Source organism: Paenibacillus xinjiangensis, from assembly GCF_059686975.1.
Map to the genome: position 1 here is coordinate 1 of NZ_JCAALS010000008.1, position 26,330 is coordinate 26,330.

The window sequence follows — 26,330 nt, forward strand, 5'->3', positions numbered from 1 at the left end:
TCACCCTCTCAGGTCGGCTATGCATCGTCGCCTTGGTGAGCCGTTACCCCACCAACTAGCTAATGCACCGCAGGTCCATCCATAAGTGGCAGATTGCTCCGCCTTTCCCAATTCGGCCATGCGACCAAATTGCGTATCCGGTATTAGCATTCGTTTCCGAATGTTATCCCAGTCTTATGGGCAGGTTACCCACGTGTTACTCACCCGTCCGCCGCTAACTATCAGGAGTGCAAGCACTCCATCAAGTCCGCTCGACTTGCATGTATTAGGCACGCCGCCAGCGTTCGTCCTGAGCCAGGATCAAACTCTCCATTTAGGTAGTTCGACTTGCTCATCACTTGTTTATTGCTTCTCCATAAATTCCGTGGAATCTATGGGGCAGTTTCGCTCGTTGTTCAGTTTTCAAAGAACAATTTCTCGTTCATTTTGTTTCTCGTCAACCGGCGTTTTTCTCAGCGGCGACTTTTATAATATATCATAGTTGCCTAGGTGATTGCAAGCATTATTTTTAAGTTATTCGACATTTTTTTCAATCCGTCTTTTTAACTTTCAATGCCTGCGTCAAAAGCGGCGAGAGTTAATATATCACGGAGGCTATTTCTAAGTCAAGCGTATTTTCAAAAAAGTTTATTCTCACTGCAATTTATTCTGAACTACCCTTATAAACCGAGTTACCGACGAGGTTATAAGGATGAAGGAAAGAAAAAATGCCTGCTGCACCAATGCGCAGATCAGGCATTTCATCCATATCTTACTCATTTAGCTTATACCGCTATGGACATATAGCGAAGCTCTATAGCTTCCGAATCCCCGTTCGCCGGTATTGCAGCAATTTCTCTAATGTAGGAACGCTTGACTAGGTTTTGAACAACCACTAGTAAATCCAACTGAAGCACCTCAATAGAAGGATGCTCTTGCAGCTCCCGGATACTCCATGGCTCCTGCCGGCTTTTTAATATATGAAATAAAAGAGAGCAGCTCTCCTTCATTTTGTTCATAACCGTAAATTCGCATGCAAGCATGACAAGCTGAACCCGCTGTTCCAAAGTCTCAGGACTCGCTGCCAGCTCCTCATAAAGTTTGTAGACGCCCGGATGAACGAGTCGGATCTGCCGCCATACTGCTTGCTCAGGCTGGTAGCCTTCTTCTATTAGAACAATGTGAGCCCAATGATGCAGAGCCTTGAGAATATGACTATTTGCATCCAATACATTATGATTCTCCAAATCATGCTTCGCCATCAGATAGCTGTTCAAAAAACCGGAAAACTCAGAAAAACGTCTTTGTTCTTTCATGTCATCCGGAAATAACATTAAACGTTCGCGCATATTAGACAAGTAACTGCTGCGATCCAATAAAATCTCCCCCCGAATAATCCATTGGATAATACTCTCGTCCACTCCAGCTGATGCCACTGGTTGAAACAGTCAGAATTTATCTTTCGAATTATAATACATTGGCCAGACATTTATAGCTAATCAATACCAATTAAGCTATAATAATAGCTACGGTTTATCCTTTTTCGACAAACTAGGTACGGTTTCCTGCTATACGAATAAGAAAACCGCCTTATTCTCATAAAGTTAAATCTTTACAGAGAGGAATGGGAAAGTGAATAAGATCTTTTTCAAATCAGCTAAAATCAATGAGTTTCGTCTGTGGGGTCTTGTATTTACCTTGGTTGGCATGGGAGTTATGATTCTCGGAACGGGAGGAATCATCTGGTGGGGACAAGCTGGTAAAATATTCGCCGCTATCTTCATGGTTCTCGGAATGATTTCGTTGTTAATCAGCGTTGTCGTGTATTTCTGGGCGGGTATGATGTCCACTAGCGCAACAATGCTCGAATGTCCGGAATGTAATCGTCCAACGAAAATGCTGGGCAAGACGGATCGCTGTATGTATTGCAAAACAATTCTAACACTAGATCCGGCGCAGGCTACTCACGCCCCGGCAGAGTAATTATCACACAAGAAGCCCCCTGCTTGAGTTCGAGCAGGGGGCTTCTTGCTATTTTATCAAGTAGATGGATTATTATGGCCGTAGGTTCAATGCTTCATCAATCGTCTTCCATATCGCTTGTGTCTGGAATGATCTTTGCCAAGTAGCTACACCAGCAAGATCATACTTGCGTACGAGCGCAACCCTTGATTGGATCGAAACATCATCCTCAATCCAAATGCGATTCAGAGCTCCGTCTTCCTTATATTCTACATAATTCTGCCCCGTCTGCTCATCGAATTCAGCCGTCAGCTTCTTGCTTGATACAATTTCCTTCACACGGTCCATCCCTACCGCCTTAGAAGTTACCTTCACCCCGCCACTATCGTCGGTCTTCTCCGTCCATATACGGGTATATAGCGGCATACTTAGAATGAGCTTGCTTGCTGGAACCCCATCCTCCTCAAGAATACGAGTAATGGAATTCTCAACCCATGGCAGTGATGCAACCGAGCCTGCCTTCGGACTGGAAGCCCAGTGCTCATCGTAAGCCATAACCATCATATAGTCGACAATACGACCAAGTGAAGCCCGGTCCAGGAATAGGGACCACAGCTCGCTGTTAGACTTGGGTGTCACATCAATGGAGACGACAAGCCCCTGCTCATGCAAAAGAGGAGTAAGCTCTCTAACGAACTGAACCAGATTCTCCTTGTCGGCTGTCCTTACATTCTCAAAATCAATGTTGATGCCCTGCAAATTATATAACTCTGCAAAAGCGAGAAGCTGCTGGATCATCAAAAACCGTGTATCCACGGATCCGAGTGCCTCCGTTGTCCGGTCAGGGTCGAATCCATTGCTGAACAGCGCCCACACCTGCATGCCTTGCTTTTGAGCCCAGCGAACATAAGCAGGGTCAGCCTTGCCTTTTATAGTCCCTTTGCCATCCTGCAGCTCAAACCATGTCGGGCTTACTACATTAACACCCTGCATGCTGCCGATTGCCGTAGGATCAGGATTGCGCTCATACACCGCTTCCCATGTCATATTAATCTTCTTGCCCAGTACCTTCCATGCGACAAAAGCTGGCTCGCGTTCGGGCTCTGGCACCTTCTCTATACTCGTTAATGTTCCGCTTGCTTTGCTCATATAGCCTGGTTGTCCCTGCGGTCCCTGGACAAGAAGCCAACCGCCTTCCTCACCCCAGACACGAATGGTATCCCCTTGAGGGACTTTCTCTACAATTGGCGCACGAATCGTTGGCTCGGAGCGAATCGCTGCCCCTTTGCTAGGCTGTGCTTCAGCCAATTGAATAGCTTCTCCTGCCTGCATCAGCAGAACGATCCCCGAGTCCGACTTATATTCTGCTTTTAGACCATATAGCTCCTCTAAAGGGGTTACAGGAATATAAACGGTATCTTCCTTCACTTCTGCGCCGATGCGCAGCTCATAAGGCTGCTGATTAACAACAGCCGTTAATGAATCCGTCTTAAGCCGCAGCACCTTGTCCGTCGTGGTCAGTACAATGGAGCCGGAGGCTTGTTCATAATGGATAGGCCCGTCCTCTCCAAGAACCTGCTGCAATACCGTAAGCGGCAGCTTCACTTCATCATTCTCGATAACAGCGCCTTGCTCCATCACTTTCCCATCTACAGTAATCGGATACTGGACCTCATATGAAGGGACAACTATGTCATTATTAGGAATATATTTTAGATAGAACAACCATCCGCCAAGCACCATGCCGACAAACAGGAAGAACAACAGCACATTCCTTACTCCACCACCTCTTCGGCGGCGCGGCGCCCGGGTGTACATCGTCTCCAATCTCTCACACTCCTATAGAAGGATAAGCCCCTGCATAGGTAGGCCTTATCCATTATTGTTGTTGTCTAAAAAAAAAGCGTGCATATCCGCGAGTTACCGCATCCTTGCACGCACGTCATACGAACACTACTTCAAGCTTGCTTCATGCTTCTTGTCAACACAGCTGGAGCACACCCCATAGATTTCCATGCGATGTCCTTCAACAACAAATCCTGTCTTGCTCGAAGCTGCACGTTCCACTTCAAGCAGGGGAGGATAATCAAAGTCAACAATTTGCCCGCAATCTTTGCAGATCGCATGATAATGATCTGACAAATCGGCGTCGAACCGACTTGATCCATCGCCATAAGTTAATTCACGAACGAGACCCGCTTCTACGAATAACCTTAAGTTATTATATATGGTCGCCACGCTCATACTTGGAAAAGTAGGAAACAGCGCCTTGTAAATTTCGTCAGCTGTCGGATGAGACAGGGAATTCATCAAGTGGCCTAATATGGCGTGACGTTGCGGGGTCATACGGACGCCATTCATCTTTAACTGTTCCAGTGCCTGGTTAACGCTGACTGCTCCCATTCCCCTCACGCCCTTCTGAGTAGTTAGAACTATTGTACGTTCATTTAAAATGTTTTGTCAATGAAAGCGCTCATAATGCTTATTCATAACGCTCGATGAATATGCTATTCGTCGCATTAACCTGAATGCGGTACGTTCCTTCACCAACACTGCCTCTTATCGTTTTTTTACTAATAGATAGGGGAAGGTCCGTCGTAATTGATCCGAAGGTAACAGAGCCATAGACAGAGAAATCGCCATTCTCCGGTACTTGCAGCTTGATCTCGCCCACTGAGCTATCTACATCCCAATCACCGCCGACGACCGGGCTGATCAGCTCGATACCCCCATTTAACGTATCCGCGTTAACCGATGAGCCTGCGCCGACGATCCGTATTTTACCATTCTTAGTCTCGGCTTCGATGCTGCCAGTCACTTCATTGAGCTCTAAGCTTCCGTTGATCGTTGAGGCCAGCATATCCCCTGAAATATCGGATACTTTAATTGTACCATTTTTCGTGGAGACATCCGCACTTCCCGTAATTTGGTTAACCGTGATACCGCCATTATTGCCTCTCACCTCTACCCGCCCAACGATGTCTTCAACAATGATGTCACCGCTGGAGCCCTTAAGTGCAAGTCCTCCTGGAACAACCAAGCCGCTGGCCTCTATCGCACCATTACTTACATCGATCGTTAAGGACAGCTGAGGTGCAGTAGGGATCATTTCCTTTTCCTCGATCTCTAAATCCGTAGAAGTATCCGATTCCGTCGCGATTGGAGGCTCATTGGATTCGACCCCTTCGTCCTCAGCATCTCCCTGTTCATCTGGAGCCTGCACATTTGTCTCATCTGTTATGATCGGTTCTATAGCCAGCTTCGGAATCGTTATAATCATATTTATTCGTGGCTTACGCGTTCCGTTCGTACCATAAGGCTCGCCAACCGCTGAGATTAATTGCTTGTCGCCATCGGTATTAGCCTCAGCATAGGTCTTGTCCGCAATGCGATCGGCTTCCTCTTGGCTGTCAACATCAACCCATACCTCTGTCTTAATAGTAATCTGATTCGCATCTGTGGAACGGACGACCACTTGCCCATTCGGGTTCGTAATCTTCATGGCGGAGGTCGTCTCCTCGAGAGGAACGACTATTTGTTCTTTTGTATAATGATAGCCCTTTTCTTCGGCGTAGTCTGCAGCCCCATTAATATCGACGTATTGATCCAGCCAGCGGAAAGGCAGCTCGGCATATTGAGTAACGACATAAGCAGAGGCCGCAATAACGATCGCAATCATTCCACCTGCAAAATCAAGACGCAGAAGCTTGCTCCCTCTCTTATTGCGTACAATTACACTATAGGCAATGATTTCGGCACCGAGCAATATGAACACGACCGGCCACCATTGACCGAGAATGGCGATATCATTCCTGCCCTGGATCTGATCCCAGAGCAGCAAGCCGCCAACACCGATAATGAATACTGCTGATGTCATTCGGCCTAGCTTGAACATGTTGTCCGCTCCCCTCACCTGTCCTATTAACAGCAGTATGGCTACTGCCATCAAAATAGGACCAACGGCAAAATCCGCTAATTCATTCATCCATGGCAGAAGTGCAGCAGGCGGCTTAATGAGGAGCAGCAGCAGCATACCAGAAGCCATAATCAGTATTCCGCTAGAAACAGATAACCCTGAGGATGACTCTTCGGCCGTTCGTTCCGTACTCTGAAGAGCGTCGTATACGCTTATGAAATAGAACACTGGCAATGCAATTCCGAGATAGACGATGAACAATAAATGTCTAGCACCGTTCGCATCTGCCAAGCGGATGATGGCTGCCCCATCTAACAATAGACCAGCCATAAGCATTAATCCCCGCTGATAATGCCCCGTGTACAAATGTCCTGCCCCTGGTAGTAAAAAAGCGAATATTGCTGTAAGAATTCGGCTTTTCGGCCGATTTATTCCGAGCTCACCCAATGAACGCCCTCCATATGCTTAATTTGCTCGATTAAAGCCAACAAGGATTCGGCCTTTGGCAAGGTCACATAAAGATGAAGGATAAGCTGCTTAGTGCCGTTTACTTCTTCATCTTCTTCGAGCTTTATTTTCCGAATAATGATATGCCGTTCCGATAACAATGCATTAAGCGTCATCACAATCGTAGAATGCTCATCAGCCTGCACGGTAAGCGCATGCTCCCGCTTGGCCCTAATATATCTTTTCTCCAGCTTATTGAATGCCCATAGCGTAATCAGAACCATGCTGGTGGATACCGAGGCTGCAAAATAAAACCCCGCTCCGACTGCAAGTCCAATAGCCGCGACAACCCATAAGGAGGCTGCCGTTGTTAGCCCCGTTATTGATTTGCCTGTGAAAAGAATCGTCCCGGCTCCAAGAAAACCAACACCAGTAATAACAGCAGCCGCAAGCCGTGCTGGATCAACCCGAACGTTCGGCTCGTTGACGAAATCTGCAAAGCCATAAATCGATAGAAGCATGAGCAGACAAGAGCCTACGCATACCAGGATATTCGTCCTGAATCCCGCTGCGTGATTCGATTGTTCCCGTTCGAAGCCTACAAGGCCTCCTAGCAGCAGAGCAAGCAGCAGCCTAAGTGAAATATGCAATTCATTAATGTACCAAGGATTAGCAAGTGTATGTCCCATAGGCAGCCCGACCCTTCTTCAATAGCATCATTGTATCATAATTATATGCAGCTGAATTCCCAAAGCATGTATCTCTTCTATATATGCGAAAAAGGTGCCCAGCTGGTCATAGTTAGACCAAGCAGTGCACCTTCAAAGGCAATCGTTGCTTATTTCAGACGCTCAAGCAGAAGCTTGTTCACAAGTGCTGGATTAGCCTTGCCCTTGGTCTCTTTCATAATTTGGCCAACGAGGAAACCAATCGCTTTGTCCTTGCCTGCTTTGAAATCTTCAACAGACTGCGGGTTAGCTGCAATAATCTGATCAACGATAGCCAGAATTGCACCTTCATCACTAATCTGAACGAGACCCTGCTCTTCAACGATTTGCTGTGGACGCTTGCCTGACTCCAGCATCGCTTTGAACACGGTTTTGGCGATTTTACTGCTGATCGTTCCTTTTTCCAGCAAGCCAATCATCTCGCCAAGACCTTGGCCTGTAATTTTCACATCAGCAAGCTCAAGGCTATTCGCATTCAGATAACCGAGCAGATCACCCATAATCCAGTTGGATACAGCTTTTGAGTCCTTCGTATAGCTCAAGCTCTCTTCGAATAGATCAGCCAGCTTCTTAGATGAGGTAATAACCTCTGCATCGTATGATGGCAGATCATATTCACTCGTATAGCGAGCTTTACGCGCATCCGGAAGCTCTGGGATAGATGCTTGTACACGATCCTTCCAGTCCTGGTCAATGTGAAGGCGAACGAGATCCGGGTCTGGGAAATAACGATAGTCATGCGATTCTTCCTTGCCCCGCATAGAAATCGTCTTGCCTTGCGCTTCATCCCAGCGGCGAGTCTCTTGTACCACTAGCGCTCCACTGTTCAGAACCTCTGCTTGACGAAGCTGCTCATATTCTAGTCCGCGCTGAACACCACGGAAGGAGTTCATGTTCTTAAGCTCTGCACGTGTACCGAGCTTCTCTTGACCATATGGACGAAGACTGATATTCGCATCACAGCGAAGGCTGCCTTCCTCCATTTTGACATCAGAAACTTCACAGTAGAGCATAATCGCTTTAAGCTTCTCCAGATATGCCTTGGCTTCCTCTGGCGTGCGAATATCCGGCTCCGATACGATCTCAACAAGCGGTGTGCCGACACGGTTGAAGTCAACCAATGAGGCGAAGCCACCATCTACGTGAGTCAGCTTACCTGCATCTTCTTCTAGATGAAGGCGCGTGATGCCGATTCGCTTCGTTACACCGTTCACTTCAATATCAATCCAGCCATTCTGTCCGATCGGCTGGTCGAATTGCGAAATTTGATAGGCTTTCGGTGAATCCGGATAGAAATAGTTCTTACGGTCGAACTTACTAACGTCAGCAATCTCGCAGTTGATTGCCATTGCTGCTTTCATTGCAAATTCAACAGCCTGCTTATTAAGCACCGGCAGCACGCCGGGATGACCTAAGCAGACAGGACAAGTATGAGTATTCGCCGGAGCTCCGAAGGCCGTTGAGCAGCCACAGAAGATTTTACTATTCGTATGCAGCTCAACGTGTACCTCAAGCCCGACTACCGTTTCGTATTTAGTCGATTCTGACATGGTTTATTCCTCTCCCAGCTGCGGACGCTGTTTGTGATATTCGGTTTGCTGCTCGAACGCATGGGCCGCTCGCAGCACCGTCGCTTCATCGAACGCTTTGCCGATGATTTGCAGACCAATTGGCAAGCCGTTCGAAGATCCGCATGGAACGCTGATTGCAGGAACGCCTGCAAGACTGACCGGGATGGTACAAATATCATTCAGATACATCGTAAGCGGATCGCCAACTTGCTCCCCTAGCTTGAAGGCCGGAGTAGGTGCAGTTGGTCCTACGATGACATCAAATTTCTCAAATACTTGATCGAAATCCTGTTTAATCAGTGTGCGTACTTTCTGTGCCTTCAGGTAATAAGCATCGTAGTAGCCGGAGCTAAGGGCATACGTACCTAGCATAATGCGGCGTTTCACTTCAGAGCCGAAGCCTTGGCTTCTGGATTTGCGATACAGATCGATTAGGTTGTCCGGGTTATCCGCACGAACGCCATAACGAACGCCGTCAAATCGAGCCAGGTTAGAGGAGGCCTCTGAGGATGCCAGCAAATAATAAGTCGCAATCGCATACTCTGTATGCGGAAGTGAAACCTCTTCCCACGTCGCGCCCATGCTCTCATATACTTTGAGTGCATTCAACACTGCTTCTTTAACTTGCGGATCAATACCTTGGCCGAGATACTCCTTCGGCACGCCAATGCGCAAACCTTTCACATCACCAGTGAGCGCACTCGCATAATCGGGAACGTCGACCTTAGCTGATGTGGAATCCTTCTCATCATAGCCTGCAATTGCTTGCAGTACGTATGCGGAGTCTTCAACATTCTTAGTCAATGGACCGATCTGATCAAGTGAAGATGCAAAAGCTACGAGACCGTATCTAGATACTAGTCCGTATGTCGGCTTCAGCCCTACGATACCGCAGTAAGCTGCTGGCTGACGAATAGAACCGCCCGTATCGGAACCAAGTGAGAAATACACTTGTCCAGCTGCAACGGATGCAGCAGAACCGCCGCTCGAGCCGCCTGGCACATATTCCGTATTCCATGGGTTGCGAGTCGGATAGAAGCTCGAGTTCTCGTTGGAGCCGCCCATTGCGAACTCATCCATATTCAGCTTACCAATCGTAATCGATTGAGCTGCATGAAGCTTAGATACAGTAGTCGCATTATAGACGGGATTAAAATTGCTAAGGAATTGGCTTCCACAAGTTGTGAGCAGACCTTCCGTTACGATATTGTCCTTAATGCCGGCTGGCAGGCCGAACAATAGTCCGCGCTCAGCACCTTCCTGAAGCTGCTTGTCCATTCCAGCAGCTTGCTCACGTGCGTTGTCTTCATTAAGCGAAATAAAGGCCTTAATCGCTGGCTCTGTCTTCGCAATTCGATTATAAGAGGCATCTACCAATTCAGATACCGTTAGTTCTTTACTATTCAGCTTGTTATGTACATCCTGCAAGCGTAAGTCAAACAGTGACAACACAAGTCCTCCCTTCAAATACCCTAAGTTGATATTATTCTAATACTGCCGGCACTTTAAAGTGACCGTCTTCTTCATCAGGCGCGTTAAGCAGCACTTTCTCAATAGGCAGCGACTCGCGCGTTACATCTTCCCGCATGACATTCGTAATCGGCAGCACATGGCTCGTCGGCTCTACATCATCCGTATTCAGACTATTCAGCTTCTCCGCATATTTCAAGATGGCGTTAAGCTGTCCAGTAAATTGTTCCTTTTCTTCATTAGAAAGCTCCAGCCTTGCTAGGTTAGCAACATGCTCTACATCTTTTAGTGTAATGCTCATGGATGCTTCGTCCTCCCTTTCCAACCTTCATTCATTCTTCCCATTATAGCTCAGAATCGCAATTTGACAAAGTCTATTAAGGGCAGAAAGGGCCGCTCCCGAATGATCGGAATCGGCCCTGCCATGCATTCCCTTAAATCCAAGCCTTTAAGTTGACCTGTCTTATGAAATCTTCCTTGGTCTGTACATCATTGCTGACGAGCTCTGCTTCTACCGGTTCTTCCTTGCCCTTCATAATCCAGTTGAACAATTCCTCATTATAAGTCGATAGCGCATAATCGATAAGCGCCTCCCGCTCAACTCTGTCAACCTCTTCCTGAATCAGCACTTCCTCAAGCTCGACATCCTCATCAGGTATCAAATAATTCCGGTTGGCGGCGGGAACCCGCAGCACATAATCGAATACGTTGTCCGCATTGCGATCGTAAGCAATTATATAACCATACTCCCCAATGGGGAGATTTTGTTCGAAATGGTCGGCGATTATGACGACCTTTGCCCCTAAGCTCAGCATGTGTCTTCACTCCTGTCTATCAGCCGCTACTAACTACTATTATCCTACTAAAAAATAATAGCGGTGTCCAATAGAGAGTGCAAGTTTATAAGAGCTCTATCCTTTTAATTCTATATAGGGTGGTCGCAGCACTTAAGGCCATCGTGATAAAAGCCGCTGTAACCACTCCACCAAGCCCTGTGTAGTCTCCAGCCATGATGATATTGATGGATATAGTTGACAGCTGACCCGGGCTCCAAGGCAATACATTAGGGAGCAGGGATGCTGTCAATGCCAGCAGCATGATTACGCCCAGCGCGCTGAATGCCGCAGCGGCCGGACTGCGCAGCCAGGTACTGAAGACGATGGTGAAGATGCCAACAAGAGACAGCCATAACCCATAGATGATTAAGCCATTCCATGCGGTTGAAGCATCTACCTCTCCAAATAGCAAAGCCGTATAATACCAAGCTCCACAGTAACCAAGCGCTAAGGATCCCCACACGATTAACAGCATAGCTGTCCATTTGGAAGCTATATAAGCGTTGTAAGGCACAGGCTTCACAAGAATCATAGAAGCAACGCCAGAGTTTCTCTCTCCGGATACCATTCCCATGAATGCTAATGCTATTATTAAAGCGCCAACGGTTCCGAACTGCTGCAGCGTCTGAGCCAGCACTTCTTTTCCTTCAGGCAGGGGAATCTCTAATACACTTCCGGTAGGTAGGCTTCCTGCTGCAGCCAACAAATCCGGCAGAAAATAACTGGTGACAGGCTGGCTTATTCCTAACAATAGGAATACGAGCGGCATCCATATAAGCTTATAGCTGCGAATAAGCTCGAGCAGCTCCTTGCGACATAACACCATATATGCATTCATTCTGACACCACCTTCATAAACAGCTCCTCTAGCGTGGAATAACCGAACTCAAGCCGCGTAACCGGAATTCGATCAGCCGCCAATTGTGCCAGCAGCTCTTGCCTCGCTAGTTCCATATCATCGACGGTAATTTGTATGCCGTTATCCACTTGCTTAACTTGCTGTGCATGCTGTCCTGCATAGCCAGTGCGCCATAGGAGAGAACGCTCATCCTGCTCCGTGTGCAAGGTGATGACAGGCTTGCGGTAATCCTCACGAATTTGTTCGATAGAGCCCTGAAGCGCGATCGTTCCGTCCCGCATAATCAGCACATCGTCACACAGCTCCTCCGCGTCATGCAGGACATGTGTGGAGAATAAGACCGTCGTCTCCTTCTTCAGATCCCGCAGCAGCTCCAGCACCTCTCTTCTTCCGAGTGGATCAAGCGCAGAGACGGGCTCGTCTAATATGAGGAGCTTCGGTTTGTGAACAAGTGCCTGCGCCAGACCTAGACGCTGCTTCATGCCACCTGAATACCCTGATATTCTGCGTCCCGCAGCAGCGGCAAGACCAACCCTCTCTAACAGATTATCCGCCTGACGTCTCGCATCTCCTCCGCTCAGCCCGCATAATCTGCCAGCATAGATGGTAAATTCGCGACCTGTCATCCAGCCGTGGAAGGTAGGAGATTGCGGCAAATAACCAAGCAGCTCGCGAGAGCTTTCTCTATGTCTCACTCCGTTATAGGACAAGCTGCCAGAGGTCGGCTTCAGCAATCCGGTTAACATCCTAATGGTCGTCGTTTTCCCTGCTCCATTCGGACCTAGCAGAGCCGTACATCGTCCAGCTTCTATTGAGAAGCTAATTCCCGCGACCGCAGACGCCCCACCAAATTGTTTTTTTAGTTCATCAACTTGCAGTAATGGATGGGTCATCAGTCATTCCTCCTTCCGATAACAAAGAACAAGACTGGCCCAATAATACCGACAAATAAAATAATTAGCACCCATAGCCACTTCGGCCCGTTCATGCGATCAGCCTTTGCACAAGCGATTAGAGCAGTAACCATTAGAATCAGCTGTACAACTAGGACAGGAGCAATAAAGGGAATTATGGATTGTAATTCTTGCATAGTCAGTGTTCCTCCTTCATTTGCTTGCGTACCCTACGAGCAGAATAATAATCGCAATGAGCACGAATGGAATGAGAATAACAACCCAGCTCAGTGGTCTCGCCATATTGATGGTGTAGCCGATACCATGTCGCTTCTCGACAAATAGTGCAGCATCTGTTGGATTATAGTAAATACTGCCTAGCTTCCAATATTGATCCGCATCCATCGGAAGGATTGTCGTTTCTTCCGAGTATGGTGTCCTTTTGACACTAATCATCCTCGCTATAAAGAACGTACATACAGCAATAAGGATAACTAGGAAAGAGATGGCGCTGACTCCTGTGAAGCTGGCATTCGCCTCAGTTACACTGCCGACCTTCAATACGGAGAAGAAGCTTACAATCAGAAAGCCCAGCACTAACAAAAAGAGTGAGGATAGCTTGCGAAACTTAATCGTATTCACCAAAGAGCGCTCCGGCTGCAGCGGGTCCGTCTGCTGCTTGGATTTATCGGTCAACCAGTTGCAGAGCATGAACAATCCGATCATGAACAGCTGCATGAAAGTTAGATCAAATACAGTCATGAAGCTTTTGGTGGAGAAGGCATCTGCATGTCCTTGAAGGTCATAATGGGTAGCCAGCACATCTGGGATGGAGTCATAAATAGACACAAGATAAGCTGCAGTAGCTATAACAATCGCCAAGTGGATAAGGAACCAAGCATTCGAGTACACTTTTTTGCGACTATGAAAGGAGATATCAATGCTTACCTTCTGTGGACCTGCCAGCTCATGCTGCCAGCCCTGCTCCTGCTTCATCCTCTTGACCCACGTATAAAACACTAAATACATCGCACCGTGTATCACAATACTGAAAGCTACAGCGGTTAATATAGCAGCCATTAAGCGTGCTTCATTCAACCACGGTTGAAAAGCGATAAATAGCAGCAGTCCTACTACCGACAGTGCTACAGATATTGTTAAATAGCTTCTTTTCGTTGCTAAGATTCGTTCATCCTGTATGCGTGATACAGGTATAGCTACTCCAAAAAATATCGATTTTTTAGCTAAAAAAGGTGAAATCACGCTAATTAGGCTTAGTGGTATATAGCAGATCATTAAGAAAACAATCATTTCCAACATGCGAATCCACTCCTTTATTCTTCTGTTTGTCTGATGCTGTTATATAGACGAGCAATGATGTCCTGCATCTCTTCCTTAGGCAAGCCTCTACAAATAGATTCTGCAATAATCGGTCTAAGCTGCTGCTGAAGCTTGTTACGATAAGCATCGGTAACCTGAGGCAGCTGTTCATTCTGCACAATGACACCTTTCTTGCGATGAACCTGGATAAAACCGTCCTGCTTAAGAAGCGTATAGGCCTTGTTGACCGTGTGCAGATTAATGCCAATATCAGAAGCCAGGCTGCGCACTGAAGGCAGTGATTGCCCCGGCTGGAGCTTCCCACTCGCTATGCCCTCAATAATCTGATCCATCAGCTGTGTATAGATTGGGATGTCCGACTGTAAATCCAATTCAATGATCATATGAACTACCTTCTTTGCATTATTGTTTTATCTGTTATATTAATACTATAACAGATAAAACAATAATGCAATGTTATTCACCAAAAAAGGCAGTCGAGGTTGTATATCCTCGGGCTGCCTTGTTCATCCAAGCCTATGTCCTTCTATACCAGTTCCATACTCGCTCCACATCGTCACGCTCCAGGCAAGCTACACGATAATCCAGTGCGCTGCCCATTACATGAACGGATATCGTACGCAGATCTTTACGCTGCTGTCCCCGTGTTCTCTTCACCTTCATAGCAACAATCTGCGGCCTGCGAACAAGATAGGTCACCCTCGCTAGATTGCGCCCCCGCAGCGTGAGCTGTCCATTCTCTAGCTTCATTCCTGCAGCTTTGTAGCAGGACCACCGCCACCATGCCACTATCGGCAGCAGCAGCAGCGACCATAACCCGTCCTTATTAAAAAATCCGATTAACACTGCACAAGCTATCATTGTAATCATTAGTTCTATTCTTACATAGTAGAGGAGTGCCCGCCTCGGGGCAGTCTCACACACCTCTGCAATCTGCATCTGCGGAATGAATTCATGAATAACCTGCTGGAGCTCCCTCCTTGGCAGACAAGGATGCAGCATAAGCTGTTCTTTTTTGTCCGAGGAAACAACCTGAAGCTGAAGCTGTGCATACCCTATCCACTGCCGGACAATTCCTTCTTGAATGATGACAGCCTGAACCTTTTTCGGATCGAAAACATACGTCTTCTTATCAAGAAGCCCATAAGATACCGCTATTTGCTTGCCATCCTTCTGAACTGCAAATCCACTGTATTTCAGCACATACAAGATGATGGATAGCAGCCATGCAATGACTACTGCGCCTAACCCGAATATAACGATAGCCAAGTACCCTGGCAGCATGCTTGTAGACTCATTATAGAGGTTCTCCAAAAAATGCTCTGGAGCAAGCAGTCTAACTACATCATCTGCGAATGAGACAAGTCCCGCAACAAAAGCAGCTACCAGTCCAAAATTAAGGGAGGTGGCAGCAGCAAGGATAAGACCTCCTACGCCTAGTCTGATAGACGGTCCTTCCTTATCTGGTACGGCAGACGCTACAACAGCTCTTGCAGCAACACCGGACTGCTCCGGCTCTGCAGATGACCCCACATCAGCCTCGGGAGCACTTGCTCCGCGTCTTTGCAGCAGCAGCTTCCGCAGCTGTTCAGCATCCTTAACCGCCATTGCAGGAAGTATGCCGTCAGCCTTCTTATTCCCCCCTGGAGTTTCGATCTTCAATTGGGCAACTCCGAATAAGCGCGGGATAAAAGGCTGCTCCACATTAACCGAATGAATACGGCCGAAATATATCGTTTTCTCATCTAGGAACAATACGCCCCTCCGAATAACGATTCGATCCTCCTCTACCGCATAAGAAAACCTATGCCAATCGAAGAAACCATATGCAAGCAGCGCTGCTACGCCTGCCGTAATGCCAGCATACCAATACCAGCCCAGCTCTGACCAATGAACTCCTCTTAACAGGGTAATGAGCAATATGGGAATGAGACCCTTCACCGTCTGCAGCAGCGCGAACGAGACATATACCGGATGAAGCCTACGGCGCTCATTCATCCTGATCATCCACTTTCGCGAGCAGGCCAATACGGCGTTTCAGCTGCTGAGCCTGCAACTGCTTCAAGCCGCTAATACGGTGAGTTGTCGCAGCAGTCACAACTTCAAGGCTGGCAAGATCATATTTGCGCATGAGCGGCCCGCTCTCAAGCTCGACATGCTGTACGCGCACCATCGGGACCAGTACATTCTTAATGAAAATAAAACCAGATTGAATTTCTAATTCTTCCTCGAACAGCTCATATTGGAACCGTTCATACTTCCACTTCGGAATTAACCACACAAACAGTAATGCCGACAAGGTAGCAGCAGCAAGAGCAATCCACCCTGGCGTTAAGGTCCAGCCCTTCGATTCACCAATAATGAGATAGGCTAATACGATCAAATATATTATGGTATGCGTAATTAGTGAGCTTATCCTGTATACGACAATGTAATCTCGATCTAGTCTTTTGGTTAACGGACGATCCATTCCTTGGCCCCCTTATGGCAAAACAATCAATTGCTCTATCGTGCGCGTAAGTGGTCTTGGCGCCTCATTCGTAATCAAATAACTATTCTCGATACCGACTACACCTTGACTCGGGAATGTAAACTTCGGTTCAACAGCTATGACCATACCTGGCTCCAAGGGCAGATCGAATCCTTTGGCAAGCACCGGCCATTCATCAATCTCCAGACCAATCCCGTGACCAAGGAACTTGGCTTGATCAGCCCCATAGCCCATGAAATGAGCAGCTAAACCTGCTGAATCTGCATGCTTCAGCGCTTGCGCATACAGCTGCGAGCATGGTGTTCCTGCAACTAGATGAGCTTCCGCTTCGCGTATAATCGCTTCAGATACAGAATAAGCAGCAGCAAGCGGCTCAGGCAGCTCACCTATAACGGCGGTCCGTGTCTGGTCGATCACATAGCCGTCAATACAACAGCCGATATCAATAAGAATCGGTTCATTACGTTTGATTACGAGATTGCTGACACTTTGCGGAGAGGCTGCACCCAGCCCTAGTCCTCCTGCAGGGCCATCGAAATAGGTAGGGATAGCCGCAGCAGCTCCCGAAATAAGCATTCCTGTCGTAATTTCTTGGTTATAGCCGCGCATTCTCATCAACCCGATATGGCCGCGCAGCCGCAGCTCATATTCAATACGGGACATCCAAGCAGCCTCTGTGATTCCTTCACGCAGATCATTCAGTGCCTCAGTAAGCGCCTCATCAACTACTCTTGCCGCCCCTTCGATCCGACTAATCTCCCAATCAGATTTGACCATCCTTAAGCTGCGAATCATAGCAGAGCCATCTACAATCTGGCTATTCCCAGCCGTTCCTCCAATTATCTCAGATAGCTTCAAGTAGGTTTGAGCAGGCAGGACATCTAGGTCAGCTGCGATCTTCGAGCTCCGGTTACCTGCGAACAGCACTGGGAAATGCCGCTCAAGCGTCTGGCGAAGCTGGCGAAAAGCGCCTAATTCATAGACCGGTATCCCACTCTCCAGCTTCGCCCGCTCCACACTCCGTTTGACGAAGAAAGCTGGCTCGCCTTCCGCAGGTATGAAGGCATATCCATTCTGCATGGAGCCAGTGAAATAATATAAATCTACATTTTGTGTTAGGAGAACGGCATCCGTCTGTGTCCCACTGATCGTTGTCTGAAGCCGTTCTATTCGTTCCCTAATAATCTCTGTAGGAACTTCTTGTTTAATCATCATCATGTGCAAGCCCAACTCCCGAATCCAGAAATAACCCCCTTTTATTACAACAATTATATGATCTCACGTCAACTATCTCCCCCTCTTCATCCAAAAGTAAGCACAAGCTCCGACACTCCTCTTATGTACCATTCAATCGGTTCGAGCACCTGAAAAGCACGCGGATACTTGATCCTAGCGATCATAATGACACCAGGCTTACGAAGCGTTACCTCATATTCATAAGCATCATTGCGGTAGTGATAAGGGAATATATCATCTTCATTAATAACTTCAAATACGAGCATCTCAACCGGCTCCCGTACTGGTGAGTTAGGCAATGGCTTACCCTCGGAGTCCAGCAGCAGATTACTGCTGAGATAGGCCCATGCTGCTCGCTCTGCTGCATCTGGATCAATACGGATTATCCCTTCGGATAGAGCAGCAGAATCCAGCTGCTGGGCGGCAGCATGTGTCGCGCGATTGAGCGCATGCTTGCTCTGAACGAGCAGCTTCATAGCCAGCTCCTCATCCGTCTGCATCACATGAAGAGACATCCATATCGTCATCATCAATACAATCAGAGTCAGCTTGTACATTCCCGGTTTCTCCTTATGTGATGATCTAATATAAGCTTATGGCACATATTCACTCATTTTCATTCCGAATGCCCGCAGCCGCTTATCCGGAGCCGGAGGAGCCAGGCCGATCAATCGGTCGATCTGAAACAAGTTCTCATAAGGATAACTGACTGTAATCTTCATTCCGACACCGCGAGGCACGGGAGCTGATGGATTGCCAGCAGGCAATCCGCTCTCCGTAGTGATCTCGAACGCAACAGCATCTGGCTCCATGCCAAATCCACTCAATCTTTGCCGAGATTGCTCCAGCATAGCAGCGTCAATGTATCCGTAGCTGCCGCTCGCTCCTATCTCTAATAAATAATCAACCTCCTGCTGAAGAACGGCTTGCCGAACAATCAGAACATGCTTATAGATAGGAGAGAACATCAGCCAGCATAATATCGCTGCGAACAGGACGAATACAAGTATATTTTTCATGGGCTCATCTGCCTTACGTAAGAGCCAACGGCATCGCCGGAACGAGTAATCTGCTGCTTCATCCCGCCATCGCCTTCAGCAATGCTGTTGTACAGAATAACGACCGTAATGAGCAGCAGTACGGTTATTAGCAAGCTTCTCACGGTCAATCCCCTTTCTATTAGTTGCTAAGAAGCTGTCCAATTCGTGTGTTTGCCGCGTTCCCTTGTGTCTCAATCCGGTCGCTAGTTCCCGTAGAATCCTGAGCGATAATACCGTTGAACAACAAAATAACGACAACAAGCATCATGACAGTCATTAGTATATTGCGCATGCCATCACCTCCTCTCCTTACAATTATCCCTATCCTAAAGAGTCGAATAGCTTCTGCCCCTCCATTACCCATGGATATATGAATATTTGAAAGGTGTATAGAATGGGTACCCCAGCTAAAATAAACAAAAAGTACGAGGTAGATTCCTTGCGGCTCTCCTTGGCAAGTTCCAGCTTATCCTTATAATCCTGAATTCGTTCACGCAGCAGGCCGTAATAGGCCTCACTCTCGTGCAATCTTAACGAATCAATCGTCTCCACGAAGCTCATACCGTCATCTGTCCCTATTCGCTGCTTGAACCTTCGGAGCGCTTGTTCCGAGTCGTGGTACCACTCCGCAAGCATCCGTTCCAAGTCTCCCCGCAATGTACGTGTAAAAGGAACACATCGCATCAGCTTCGTATGAATGTGAAGCGAGGATTGCGCCAAATATAGCAGTTGATTGCTCATAATATAGATTTCCTTCGTTATCCGATAAGCACGAAGCTTCCCTACGGATCTTAGCCATGGCACATCCCAGTACAACGTCCCATAAGAAGCTAGCACTACAGCATAGATAAGCCAAATCCCCCCATCCTGCTGCAACGGCACCAGCAGCAGGATGATCACTATGCTTATGAGCATCAGCAGCAATGATCTGCGAACCGCTGCGTACCAACCGGCATCTGCAGTAAATCCACAGCTTGCGAGAAGCAGCTCACGTTCTTTGAATGATGGATGCTGCCTGTTCAATCGAAGAATACGAAGCCATCGGTCAGGTACCGGCTTGGTCCGCCACTGCATGGCCGATATATGAAGCCACCTCGGCTTGCGGCGTGGCAGCAGAAGGAGCAGCATAATTACCCCGATGAAGCCGAATATGAATTGTCCGATAAGCAAGCCCGTCCTTATTACCGTCTCTATCCAGAGATCCACACCCGCTCCCCCTTAGCCTATAAAAAATTAAGATTACATTTTTCTTCGAGACAGCCATAATCCCATTAAAAAGGAAGCAAAGATAAGCACGACCGCATTCAGCAGCATATCTCTGCCCAGCGGATCAACAATATAATAGTGGTACGAGTTACTCTTGTTGTAATGCATATTAATACCAATGAATATGGCTAGGAATAGAATCGGCGTAAAGTTCGCTACACGAATTTCAAGAAGCTTGTTCCGCTCCTGTTCATTAGCCCTCCTCGCCTTGCGCATATCCGTCAGAAGCTCCCTCAAGCTCTCAGCAACGGGGTTACCCTCCGCCAAAGCGACTCTAATAATATTAGCGAAGTAATCACTCCATACATGACCTAAGGATGCAGAGAAAATACGCAGACTCGCTTCATCATCACCCCGAACGGATAGATTACGGTACAGCTGCTCGAATACAGACTGCATCGGTCCAAGAAGACGCTGCTCCTCCACCGTACGCTGTAGAGCAACTCTGACCTGACTTCCTCCCGTGACCAAATAACATTGATAGAACAGCTCGATGGATGGAAGAAAATCCATCTGCATCTGCATTTGCCGCTGTACAAGAATAGTCCGCAGAGCAGCATATGGCATGAGGAATGCTACCAGCCCAAGTAACAGAATACCCTTGACACTCTGGAAGAACAGCCCTCCAACCGTAATCCCGCCAAGCAGCAATAGAATCGAGCAGACAACTAGTCCAGCAGGAGTCCATTTCAGCTGCATCGTCTCCAATAAATCTGATAAGTGATGATACAGTCTGCCTAGACGCCTCAGACGTTCTGTCAATCGTGAGCTTAAGCTTGCCTGCTTGCGAAAGGAAAGTCTCCCCCTTCGTTCCTGACTATCCGTCCACGCAAAGAGCAGGCTTGTCGAGCCTATAAACAATAAGCAGAACAATAAAATAATTCCTGCAACGATCGACAGATTAATCAATGCTGCACTCTCCTTGCTTCAGACGGATTGCAGCAGCCTCTGAAGGTAAGTTAGGGTACCGCCATTCCCCTGTCGATTCATCGAATACAGCCCAGTCACGAACTAGCACCTGGTCATTCATCCACCCAATTTCACTTATTCGAACAATAACTCTTCTTCCATTCCTATTACGCATCTCGATCCCAATCTGGGTAACATACTGTGCGATTCGCTTCATCAACCGCTCTGGACTCATGCTTCGCCCGTCCTGCATACACATATCCGTAATAGCCTCTGGCACATCCTCAAGTGTATTAGCATGCACCGTCGTCATACTGCCTGAATGCCCACGGGTACAGGCACGCACATAAATATTGGCATCCATATCGCGGATCTCAGCGTGGACAATTCTTTGTGGTGATTGACGCAGAGCAAGCTTAAAGGCTTGTACGCCATGATGCTGTGGATCATCCTCGTCCGTTTCATATTCAACTGTATTCTTGCTTGGGAAATCCCGACCGAGCATCATCTCGAAGCGGCCTTCTATTGTAATAATGCGTTCCTCATCAGGAAGCTCAGCGATTAATGCCTTCATCAGATGCGTCTTCCCCGAATTAGTTGGTCCGATAATAACAAGATTAAATCGCGCTTGCAGCACCTGCTGCAGCATCCGCATGATACGGTCATTCATCGTAGCGTAGGCAGGCTCGCAAAGCGTCTGCAGCTTAAAGCTTCTAACGGTGAAGAATCGAATCGTTAGCGTTGGCTTAGAGGTAAATCCGAAGCCTGTCATCGTCACACGGGAGCCATCCCGCAGCATGACCTCCGCCCACCGCTTACGAGGGTTAATGCGGTCATTGTTGTACAGCACCAGGTTTTGCTGAATTCGCTCGACATCCCGTTCATGCTCGAAGCCGTGCTTGGATGCCGCAGCCTGACCATTCCTCACCTCATAAATACGAGTCCCCACAACTTGAATTTCCTCCAGCCCTTCCTTATATCTAAGAATGAGCTCCAGCACATTCAGACCAATTACCTCCGCGAACAAGGCTTCTGCCAATGACTGATAAGGGTGATTATAGCCGTCCAGCTGATGGATACGAAGCCGAATTAAGCGGTCCGTTATAATCGCCATAATCTGCTCGCGCTCCGATGCGAATCCGAGTACCGCCCGGTTCAACGTCTCATTATAATGTCTTCTTTCTTCTTCTGTGAGACCGTGTGGGGATGCCAAAAAGGTTCTAATATCCTGTGCTAACCGTCCGAAATCCGCACCGCTGCCAGTAGTCAGCCATCTCTCATCCGTCTCACCAGCTCTTGCTGTGTCAAGGCGCAGCTGAGCAGAATAATCAGAAGGAGAGAAGCGGCTTGTATCCACCATCAGGAGCCAACTCCATTGCGATGGGCAAGCAGCTTGCGATACCAGGGCTGCAGCTTATTCACCGACATCGCACGGCGAATACCATGTCTGTCCATGAGCTGCTCAGCTGTCTCCCGCATCGCTTGCTGCCCAGCCGGGTCCTCCTGAAGCCATTGCCCATATCGACCGCTATCCAGCTGTGAGAAGAATGAATTGGATAACCAAAGCTCTCCTAGCTTCGTCGTGCCCATCTCTTTACAAATCTCTTTCATCCGATACCCTCCAGTGCTCCATGGCGAATAAATGACAACCGTATCATACTGATCAGAAGGAACGCCGAACAGCGGAGAGATTTGACCAATCCAACGCTTACCGTCCTCTTGAAAATGAGTGAGTGCATCTGTCGTTACGACTATGCGAGTACTCGCTCTCCTAAGCGCACAGACCGTTGCAGCATTATCCCAATACGCGCCAACATCGAGAATGACGACGGGGAATGTCTGCTCTGCAACACTAATTAGATGCTCTGCTTCCTCTGGAGTGAAAAACTCAGCTTGATCTCTTACCATGTTGCCGAACAGAATATTCAGATTCGGCATTCCCTTTACGGAGTGAACAGCTCTCAGCAGTTTATCAATAGTGAGTGAGGTAGACTTCAGCTCTGGCCTAAGCTTATCTAGCGTCATCGCAGGCTCATCAATGCCGACATAACGATGAACCTTGGCGCTCTTGAGATGAAGGCATAAATAGCATACTTGCCTGCCGCTTGCCTCTGCTATACGATAAGCTAACGCAAAAGCCGCTGAAGTCGTACCGATGTTAGGTGTCGTACCTACAAAAGCGATTAATGGTGAGGCTGCTTCGTTCATGATGCCTCTTCCTCCTGGGTCGCCAAGTTAAGCGATTCTGGACTGAATGCAATAACGAGCTTACGAACTCCACCTTTGCAATAGCTGTCGATCTGAAGCCACTGCTCTTCCGTCAGGTTCAAGTTAATATAATCAATCATCCCGTTCGCATCACGCCTTGAGGCGTACATACGCTCTCGATCTCCCTCAGCAAGTGACAATAGATTAGGATCCTGCATATTATCGATCTCTACATTGCTGGAGGATTTGACCGAAGCTACTGTTATAACATCCTCGAATATTCGCATCGAAGGTTCCACATCTCCTGACAAATAGAGAGCGACTTTATCTCCTGCCCGTATGCCATTAGATATTGAGCGAATATACTCCCTAGGAATCTGGAAGGTCGACTCCAGATTTGTCGGCAGCAGATGATAACGGTCGATCTTCCAATCCAGAATCGGTTCATTCGTCCCAAGTGGAATAATGGCCTCCATCCCTTCTGCTTGCTTCAAATCCTGAATCATGCCCTCCACAAACCCCTGACGCGGCACTAGCTTATAAGCCAGATCCTCCGCTTCCAGTCTCTTGCCAGGTTCGATGAAATACTTCGGCACAACGACTGCAATCGTCTCCTCCTGCTCCATCTGCAGCCTCTGAAGCTGGAACAAGCCATAGACCAACAATGCTGACAATACAGCAGCCACCAAGCTTATCACCATATTCCTTCTTCTGTTCATAGCCTCTCCTCCCCGAGTCCGCTAGACAACAAAAAAAGAACGCAGCAGCAGCCCTAAGGCTTAACTACTAGCGTTCTTCGCATAGCAATACTCTCATATATAGAAATCCATCAACTAATTACCCATATAATAGCAAATACACCTTTCATTTGTCTATACTTTTTTTGAATTGCGCCATAATTAAATTATAACAACAAAAACCCCATTAATCGCCTGTCTCCGCACAGGCAAATAATGAGGCTCATGATCGTACCAATGAACAAGTTGCACATTTGATGTTAAAAATCAATTAATCCTACGCTGATAAGCAGTGCATCGTCTACTTTACGCATCGTTTCATCGTCCAAATGAGTGATTTTGTCGGTTAAACGCTGTTTATCAATCGTCCGAATCTGTTCCAACAAAACGACAGAATCTCTGTCGAAACCATGTGCCGCCGCGTCCATTTCAACGTGGGTGGGCAGTTTGGCCTTCTGAATTTGCGCCGTAATGGCCGCGACAATGACCGTCGGACTGAAGCGGTTGCCAATATCATTCTGAATGACAAGAACTGGCCGGACTCCGCCCTGTTCCGATCCGACGACCGGCGACAAATCTGCAAAAAACACATCTCCACGTTTTACGATCAAGCTCTACACCCCGCTTACGAGACGGCCTAGCGTATGATCGGCTTCTTCCTCCGCTTGAAAAGCTTCCGAGGCCATGTTCAAGTTGATCTTCGCCATCTCCAGATACCCCCGCTGCATAGACTCGCGGATTTGCCGTTTTTTTCTTTCCACAAGATACAGCTTCATGGCTTGCCGAATAAACTCACTCCGATTGGAGTTTTCCTTCGCGACGATACCGTCGACTTCCTCCAATAAATGATCCGGCAAGCTGATCATGATTCTCTTGGTGTTCTGCATATTGGCCACCGAACTAGCACCCCCAAAACTTTTCCAAAACCTTTAGTATACATTATAACATTAATAAGCCGTCACTATACTTCAACATATCTATGTTGAGCGTATATCATTTATGCTGCATGCGGGTACGCAAAATATCCGACTTCCCAATTAAAGTTATTATTCGAGCCAATTGGTGAAAATCCTCTTCTTTTGCGTAAAAATGTCATTTGTAATTTATTCCAGCACGATCTTTTATTCCAAAATAGCATTGGTTACATCGATTATTTGGCCATCTCGGATAAATACTCGGGGGGTACGGGCGGCCATCATACAAGTTACCTCATAGTTAATCGTACCTAGCTGCGCAGCGACTTCATCCACTGTAATGATCTCGTCCCCTTGCCTTCCGATGAGCACAACCTCTTCTCCAGCCATCACCTGGCTGCCGGATGCAGATGCGGAATCAAGCGCGATCATACACTGATCCATGCATATCGTACCAAGAACAGGAACCTTAATTCCCCTTACAAGAGCATTGGCTTTACCTGTCAGCATACGACTGAAACCGTCAGCATAACCGATTGGCAGTGTGCCGATACGTTCCTCGCCTTGCGTAAAATAACGTGTACCATAACTAATTCCCCAGCCTGGAGGCGCTGTCTTGACCATGACGACTTCCGTCTTAAGTGTCATAACGGGCTCCAGATCAATCCGTTCATGATTCACTTCATCCGAAGGATACAAGCCATACATGCTAATACCGAGCCTTACCATATCGCCGCCCCATTCAGGCGTATCCATTCCTGCTGCACTATTAGCTGCATGAATGATCGGAATAGGCCATTGTTGCTGCTTCACATGACGAGCGATTTCGTTGAACCGCTCATATTGAAGCTTCGTATAAGCTTTGTCCATTTCATCTGCTCTTGCGTAATGGGTAAATAGTCCCTCTACCTCAATCTGGGCTGTATTCAGCGCTTTCTCTAAGAAGGAGATAGCAGCCTCATAGCCAACAATCCCGAGTCGTCCCATACCGGTATCAACCTTCACATGCACCTTCAGCAGCTTGCCGTCCTGTCTTGCAGGGAGCAAAGCCGCAGCTTGCCTAATATCCTCTCTGAACAGCGCAATCGTTACATCATGCTCACGAGCAATAGCAAGGGCATCCGCACTAACATAGCCGAGCACCAGAATTGGCGTTCTAATGCCCGCTTCACGCAGCTGCAGTGCTTCATCTAGAAAAGCAACACCTAAATAATCTACACCGAACCGCTCTGCTTCACGGGCGATTCCCACGGCTCCATGCCCATAAGCATTGGCTTTCACGGTGGCCATTAGGCGAACCCCTTCCGGCATAGCGCCGCGAAAAGCGCGCAGGTTGCGGTTCAGTGCATCTAGAGAAATTTCTACCCGTGTTGGGCGGTAATACGAATCCAAGTCTTCACCTTCCTCATCTGGCGGCCATTACAATCCGAGCATCTCAACATCAATAGCAATAATGTTATACGCTCCTGCTTAGACTGTCAATGAAATGGCGGCCAGATTCGGCTAGTACCTCTTGGTAATTCTGTT

At 47.7% G+C, this 26,330-nt stretch carries 30 protein-coding genes and 1 rRNA gene; 1 reads left to right on the top strand and 30 read right to left on the bottom strand.

Features of this window, described 5'->3' with window-relative positions; translation table 11 throughout:
- Positions 1-316 (bottom strand): 16S ribosomal RNA (locus AC6ESP_RS09790); the annotation flags it as partial.
- 448 nt (positions 317-764) lie between these two features.
- Positions 765-1,415, bottom strand: coding sequence for a nucleotidyltransferase-like protein (locus tag AC6ESP_RS09795; RefSeq protein WP_497096536.1), 651 nt, complete (start codon positions 1,413-1,415; stop codon positions 765-767).
- A gap of 205 nt (positions 1,416-1,620) precedes the next feature.
- On the opposite strand from AC6ESP_RS09795, the gene AC6ESP_RS09800 reads away from it, so the two are divergent.
- Positions 1,621-1,962: a YgzB family protein gene (locus AC6ESP_RS09800; RefSeq protein ID WP_497096715.1), complete on the top strand. Its 342-nt coding sequence runs from the start codon at positions 1,621-1,623 to the stop codon at positions 1,960-1,962.
- Positions 1,963-2,034: 72 nt separating this feature from the next.
- Here the strand turns inward: AC6ESP_RS09800 and AC6ESP_RS09805 are convergent, their stop codons facing one another.
- The 28 genes from AC6ESP_RS09805 to alr form a co-directional block, all read right to left on the bottom strand.
- Complete coding sequence (locus AC6ESP_RS09805) at positions 2,035-3,759, bottom strand: glycosyl hydrolase family 18 protein (RefSeq protein WP_497096716.1); 1,725 nt, start codon at positions 3,757-3,759, stop codon at positions 2,035-2,037.
- 135 nt (positions 3,760-3,894) lie between these two features.
- The gene (gene perR, locus AC6ESP_RS09810; protein ID WP_497096537.1) at positions 3,895-4,344 is read right to left on the bottom strand and encodes a peroxide-responsive transcriptional repressor PerR; all 450 of its coding nucleotides are present in this window, start codon (positions 4,342-4,344) and stop codon (positions 3,895-3,897) included.
- 79 nt (positions 4,345-4,423) lie between these two features.
- A complete protein-coding gene (locus AC6ESP_RS09815; RefSeq protein WP_497096538.1) occupies positions 4,424-6,304 on the bottom strand; it encodes a DUF4097 family beta strand repeat-containing protein in 1,881 nt (626 codons plus the stop codon).
- A complete protein-coding gene (locus tag AC6ESP_RS09820; protein ID WP_497096539.1) occupies positions 6,286-6,993 on the bottom strand; it encodes an MgtC/SapB family protein in 708 nt (235 codons plus the stop codon). Before AC6ESP_RS09820 ends, AC6ESP_RS09815 begins: the two co-directional genes overlap by 19 nt.
- Positions 6,994-7,142: 149 nt before the next feature.
- Positions 7,143-8,582 carry an Asp-tRNA(Asn)/Glu-tRNA(Gln) amidotransferase subunit GatB gene (gene gatB, locus AC6ESP_RS09825; protein ID WP_497096540.1) on the bottom strand — a complete coding sequence of 480 codons (1,440 nt, stop codon included), beginning with the start codon at positions 8,580-8,582 and terminating at the stop codon, positions 7,143-7,145.
- Between the two features lie 3 nt (positions 8,583-8,585).
- Positions 8,586-10,052, bottom strand: coding sequence for an Asp-tRNA(Asn)/Glu-tRNA(Gln) amidotransferase subunit GatA (gene gatA, locus AC6ESP_RS09830; protein ID WP_497096541.1), 1,467 nt, complete (start codon positions 10,050-10,052; stop codon positions 8,586-8,588).
- A gap of 34 nt (positions 10,053-10,086) precedes the next feature.
- A complete protein-coding gene (gatC, locus tag AC6ESP_RS09835) occupies positions 10,087-10,374 on the bottom strand; it encodes an Asp-tRNA(Asn)/Glu-tRNA(Gln) amidotransferase subunit GatC (protein ID WP_497096542.1) in 288 nt (95 codons plus the stop codon).
- 133 nt (positions 10,375-10,507) lie between these two features.
- On the bottom strand, positions 10,508-10,888 hold the full coding sequence (locus AC6ESP_RS09840) for an ATPase (protein WP_497096543.1): 381 nt from the start codon (positions 10,886-10,888) through the stop codon (positions 10,508-10,510).
- An 85-nt stretch (positions 10,889-10,973) separates the two neighbouring features.
- Complete coding sequence (locus AC6ESP_RS09845) at positions 10,974-11,747, bottom strand: ABC transporter permease (protein ID WP_497096544.1); 774 nt, start codon at positions 11,745-11,747, stop codon at positions 10,974-10,976.
- Positions 11,744-12,661 (bottom strand): ABC transporter ATP-binding protein, encoded by a 918-nt coding sequence (locus AC6ESP_RS09850; RefSeq protein WP_497096545.1) that lies wholly within the window; start codon positions 12,659-12,661, stop codon positions 11,744-11,746. The genes AC6ESP_RS09845 and AC6ESP_RS09850 overlap by 4 nt, the downstream gene beginning before the upstream one ends.
- Entirely contained in the window at positions 12,661-12,858 is a 198-nt protein-coding gene (locus AC6ESP_RS09855) for a PLD nuclease N-terminal domain-containing protein (RefSeq protein ID WP_497096546.1), read from the bottom strand. Before AC6ESP_RS09855 ends, AC6ESP_RS09850 begins: the two co-directional genes overlap by 1 nt.
- Before the next feature lie 16 nt (positions 12,859-12,874).
- A complete protein-coding gene (locus AC6ESP_RS09860; protein ID WP_497096547.1) occupies positions 12,875-13,981 on the bottom strand; it encodes a DUF1648 domain-containing protein in 1,107 nt (368 codons plus the stop codon).
- A gap of 14 nt (positions 13,982-13,995) precedes the next feature.
- The gene (locus AC6ESP_RS09865) at positions 13,996-14,385 is read right to left on the bottom strand and encodes a GntR family transcriptional regulator (protein WP_497096548.1); all 390 of its coding nucleotides are present in this window, start codon (positions 14,383-14,385) and stop codon (positions 13,996-13,998) included.
- A 133-nt stretch (positions 14,386-14,518) separates the two neighbouring features.
- Positions 14,519-16,000 (bottom strand): PH domain-containing protein, encoded by a 1,482-nt coding sequence (locus AC6ESP_RS09870; RefSeq protein WP_497096549.1) that lies wholly within the window; start codon positions 15,998-16,000, stop codon positions 14,519-14,521.
- The gene (locus tag AC6ESP_RS09875; protein WP_497096550.1) at positions 15,993-16,472 is read right to left on the bottom strand and encodes a PH domain-containing protein; all 480 of its coding nucleotides are present in this window, start codon (positions 16,470-16,472) and stop codon (positions 15,993-15,995) included. Before AC6ESP_RS09875 ends, AC6ESP_RS09870 begins: the two co-directional genes overlap by 8 nt.
- 12 nt (positions 16,473-16,484) lie before the next feature.
- Entirely contained in the window at positions 16,485-17,708 is a 1,224-nt protein-coding gene (locus tag AC6ESP_RS09880) for a M24 family metallopeptidase (protein ID WP_497096717.1), read from the bottom strand.
- Positions 17,709-17,794: 86 nt separating this feature from the next.
- Positions 17,795-18,286: a hypothetical protein gene (locus tag AC6ESP_RS09885; RefSeq protein WP_497096551.1), complete on the bottom strand. Its 492-nt coding sequence runs from the start codon at positions 18,284-18,286 to the stop codon at positions 17,795-17,797.
- A 36-nt stretch (positions 18,287-18,322) separates the two neighbouring features.
- A complete protein-coding gene (locus tag AC6ESP_RS09890; protein ID WP_497096552.1) occupies positions 18,323-18,748 on the bottom strand; it encodes a hypothetical protein in 426 nt (141 codons plus the stop codon).
- On the bottom strand, positions 18,745-18,891 hold the full coding sequence (locus tag AC6ESP_RS09895) for a hypothetical protein (RefSeq protein ID WP_497096553.1): 147 nt from the start codon (positions 18,889-18,891) through the stop codon (positions 18,745-18,747). Before AC6ESP_RS09895 ends, AC6ESP_RS09890 begins: the two co-directional genes overlap by 4 nt.
- Before the next feature lie 17 nt (positions 18,892-18,908).
- Complete coding sequence (locus AC6ESP_RS09900; protein WP_497096554.1) at positions 18,909-19,061, bottom strand: hypothetical protein; 153 nt, start codon at positions 19,059-19,061, stop codon at positions 18,909-18,911.
- Between the two features lie 29 nt (positions 19,062-19,090).
- Entirely contained in the window at positions 19,091-19,975 is an 885-nt protein-coding gene (locus tag AC6ESP_RS09905; protein WP_497096555.1) for a hypothetical protein, read from the bottom strand.
- 33 nt (positions 19,976-20,008) lie between these two features.
- A complete protein-coding gene (locus tag AC6ESP_RS09910; protein ID WP_497096556.1) occupies positions 20,009-20,944 on the bottom strand; it encodes a type II secretion system F family protein in 936 nt (311 codons plus the stop codon).
- Positions 20,937-22,304 carry an ATPase, T2SS/T4P/T4SS family gene (locus tag AC6ESP_RS09915; RefSeq protein ID WP_497096557.1) on the bottom strand — a complete coding sequence of 456 codons (1,368 nt, stop codon included), beginning with the start codon at positions 22,302-22,304 and terminating at the stop codon, positions 20,937-20,939. Before AC6ESP_RS09915 ends, AC6ESP_RS09910 begins: the two co-directional genes overlap by 8 nt.
- Complete coding sequence (locus AC6ESP_RS09920) at positions 22,304-23,152, bottom strand: CpaE/TadZ family protein (RefSeq protein ID WP_497096558.1); 849 nt, start codon at positions 23,150-23,152, stop codon at positions 22,304-22,306. The genes AC6ESP_RS09915 and AC6ESP_RS09920 overlap by 1 nt, the downstream gene beginning before the upstream one ends.
- The gene (locus AC6ESP_RS09925) at positions 23,149-23,871 is read right to left on the bottom strand and encodes an SAF domain-containing protein (RefSeq protein ID WP_497096559.1); all 723 of its coding nucleotides are present in this window, start codon (positions 23,869-23,871) and stop codon (positions 23,149-23,151) included. Before AC6ESP_RS09925 ends, AC6ESP_RS09920 begins: the two co-directional genes overlap by 4 nt.
- A gap of 278 nt (positions 23,872-24,149) precedes the next feature.
- Positions 24,150-24,500, bottom strand: a complete 351-nt coding sequence (locus AC6ESP_RS09930; RefSeq protein WP_028609438.1) for a type II toxin-antitoxin system PemK/MazF family toxin — start codon at positions 24,498-24,500, stop codon at positions 24,150-24,152.
- 3 nt (positions 24,501-24,503) lie between these two features.
- Positions 24,504-24,785: a CopG family ribbon-helix-helix protein gene (locus tag AC6ESP_RS09935; protein WP_497096560.1), complete on the bottom strand. Its 282-nt coding sequence runs from the start codon at positions 24,783-24,785 to the stop codon at positions 24,504-24,506.
- 225 nt (positions 24,786-25,010) lie between these two features.
- The gene (gene alr, locus AC6ESP_RS09940; protein WP_497096561.1) at positions 25,011-26,195 is read right to left on the bottom strand and encodes an alanine racemase; all 1,185 of its coding nucleotides are present in this window, start codon (positions 26,193-26,195) and stop codon (positions 25,011-25,013) included.
- Positions 26,196-26,330: the final 135 nt, after the last annotated feature.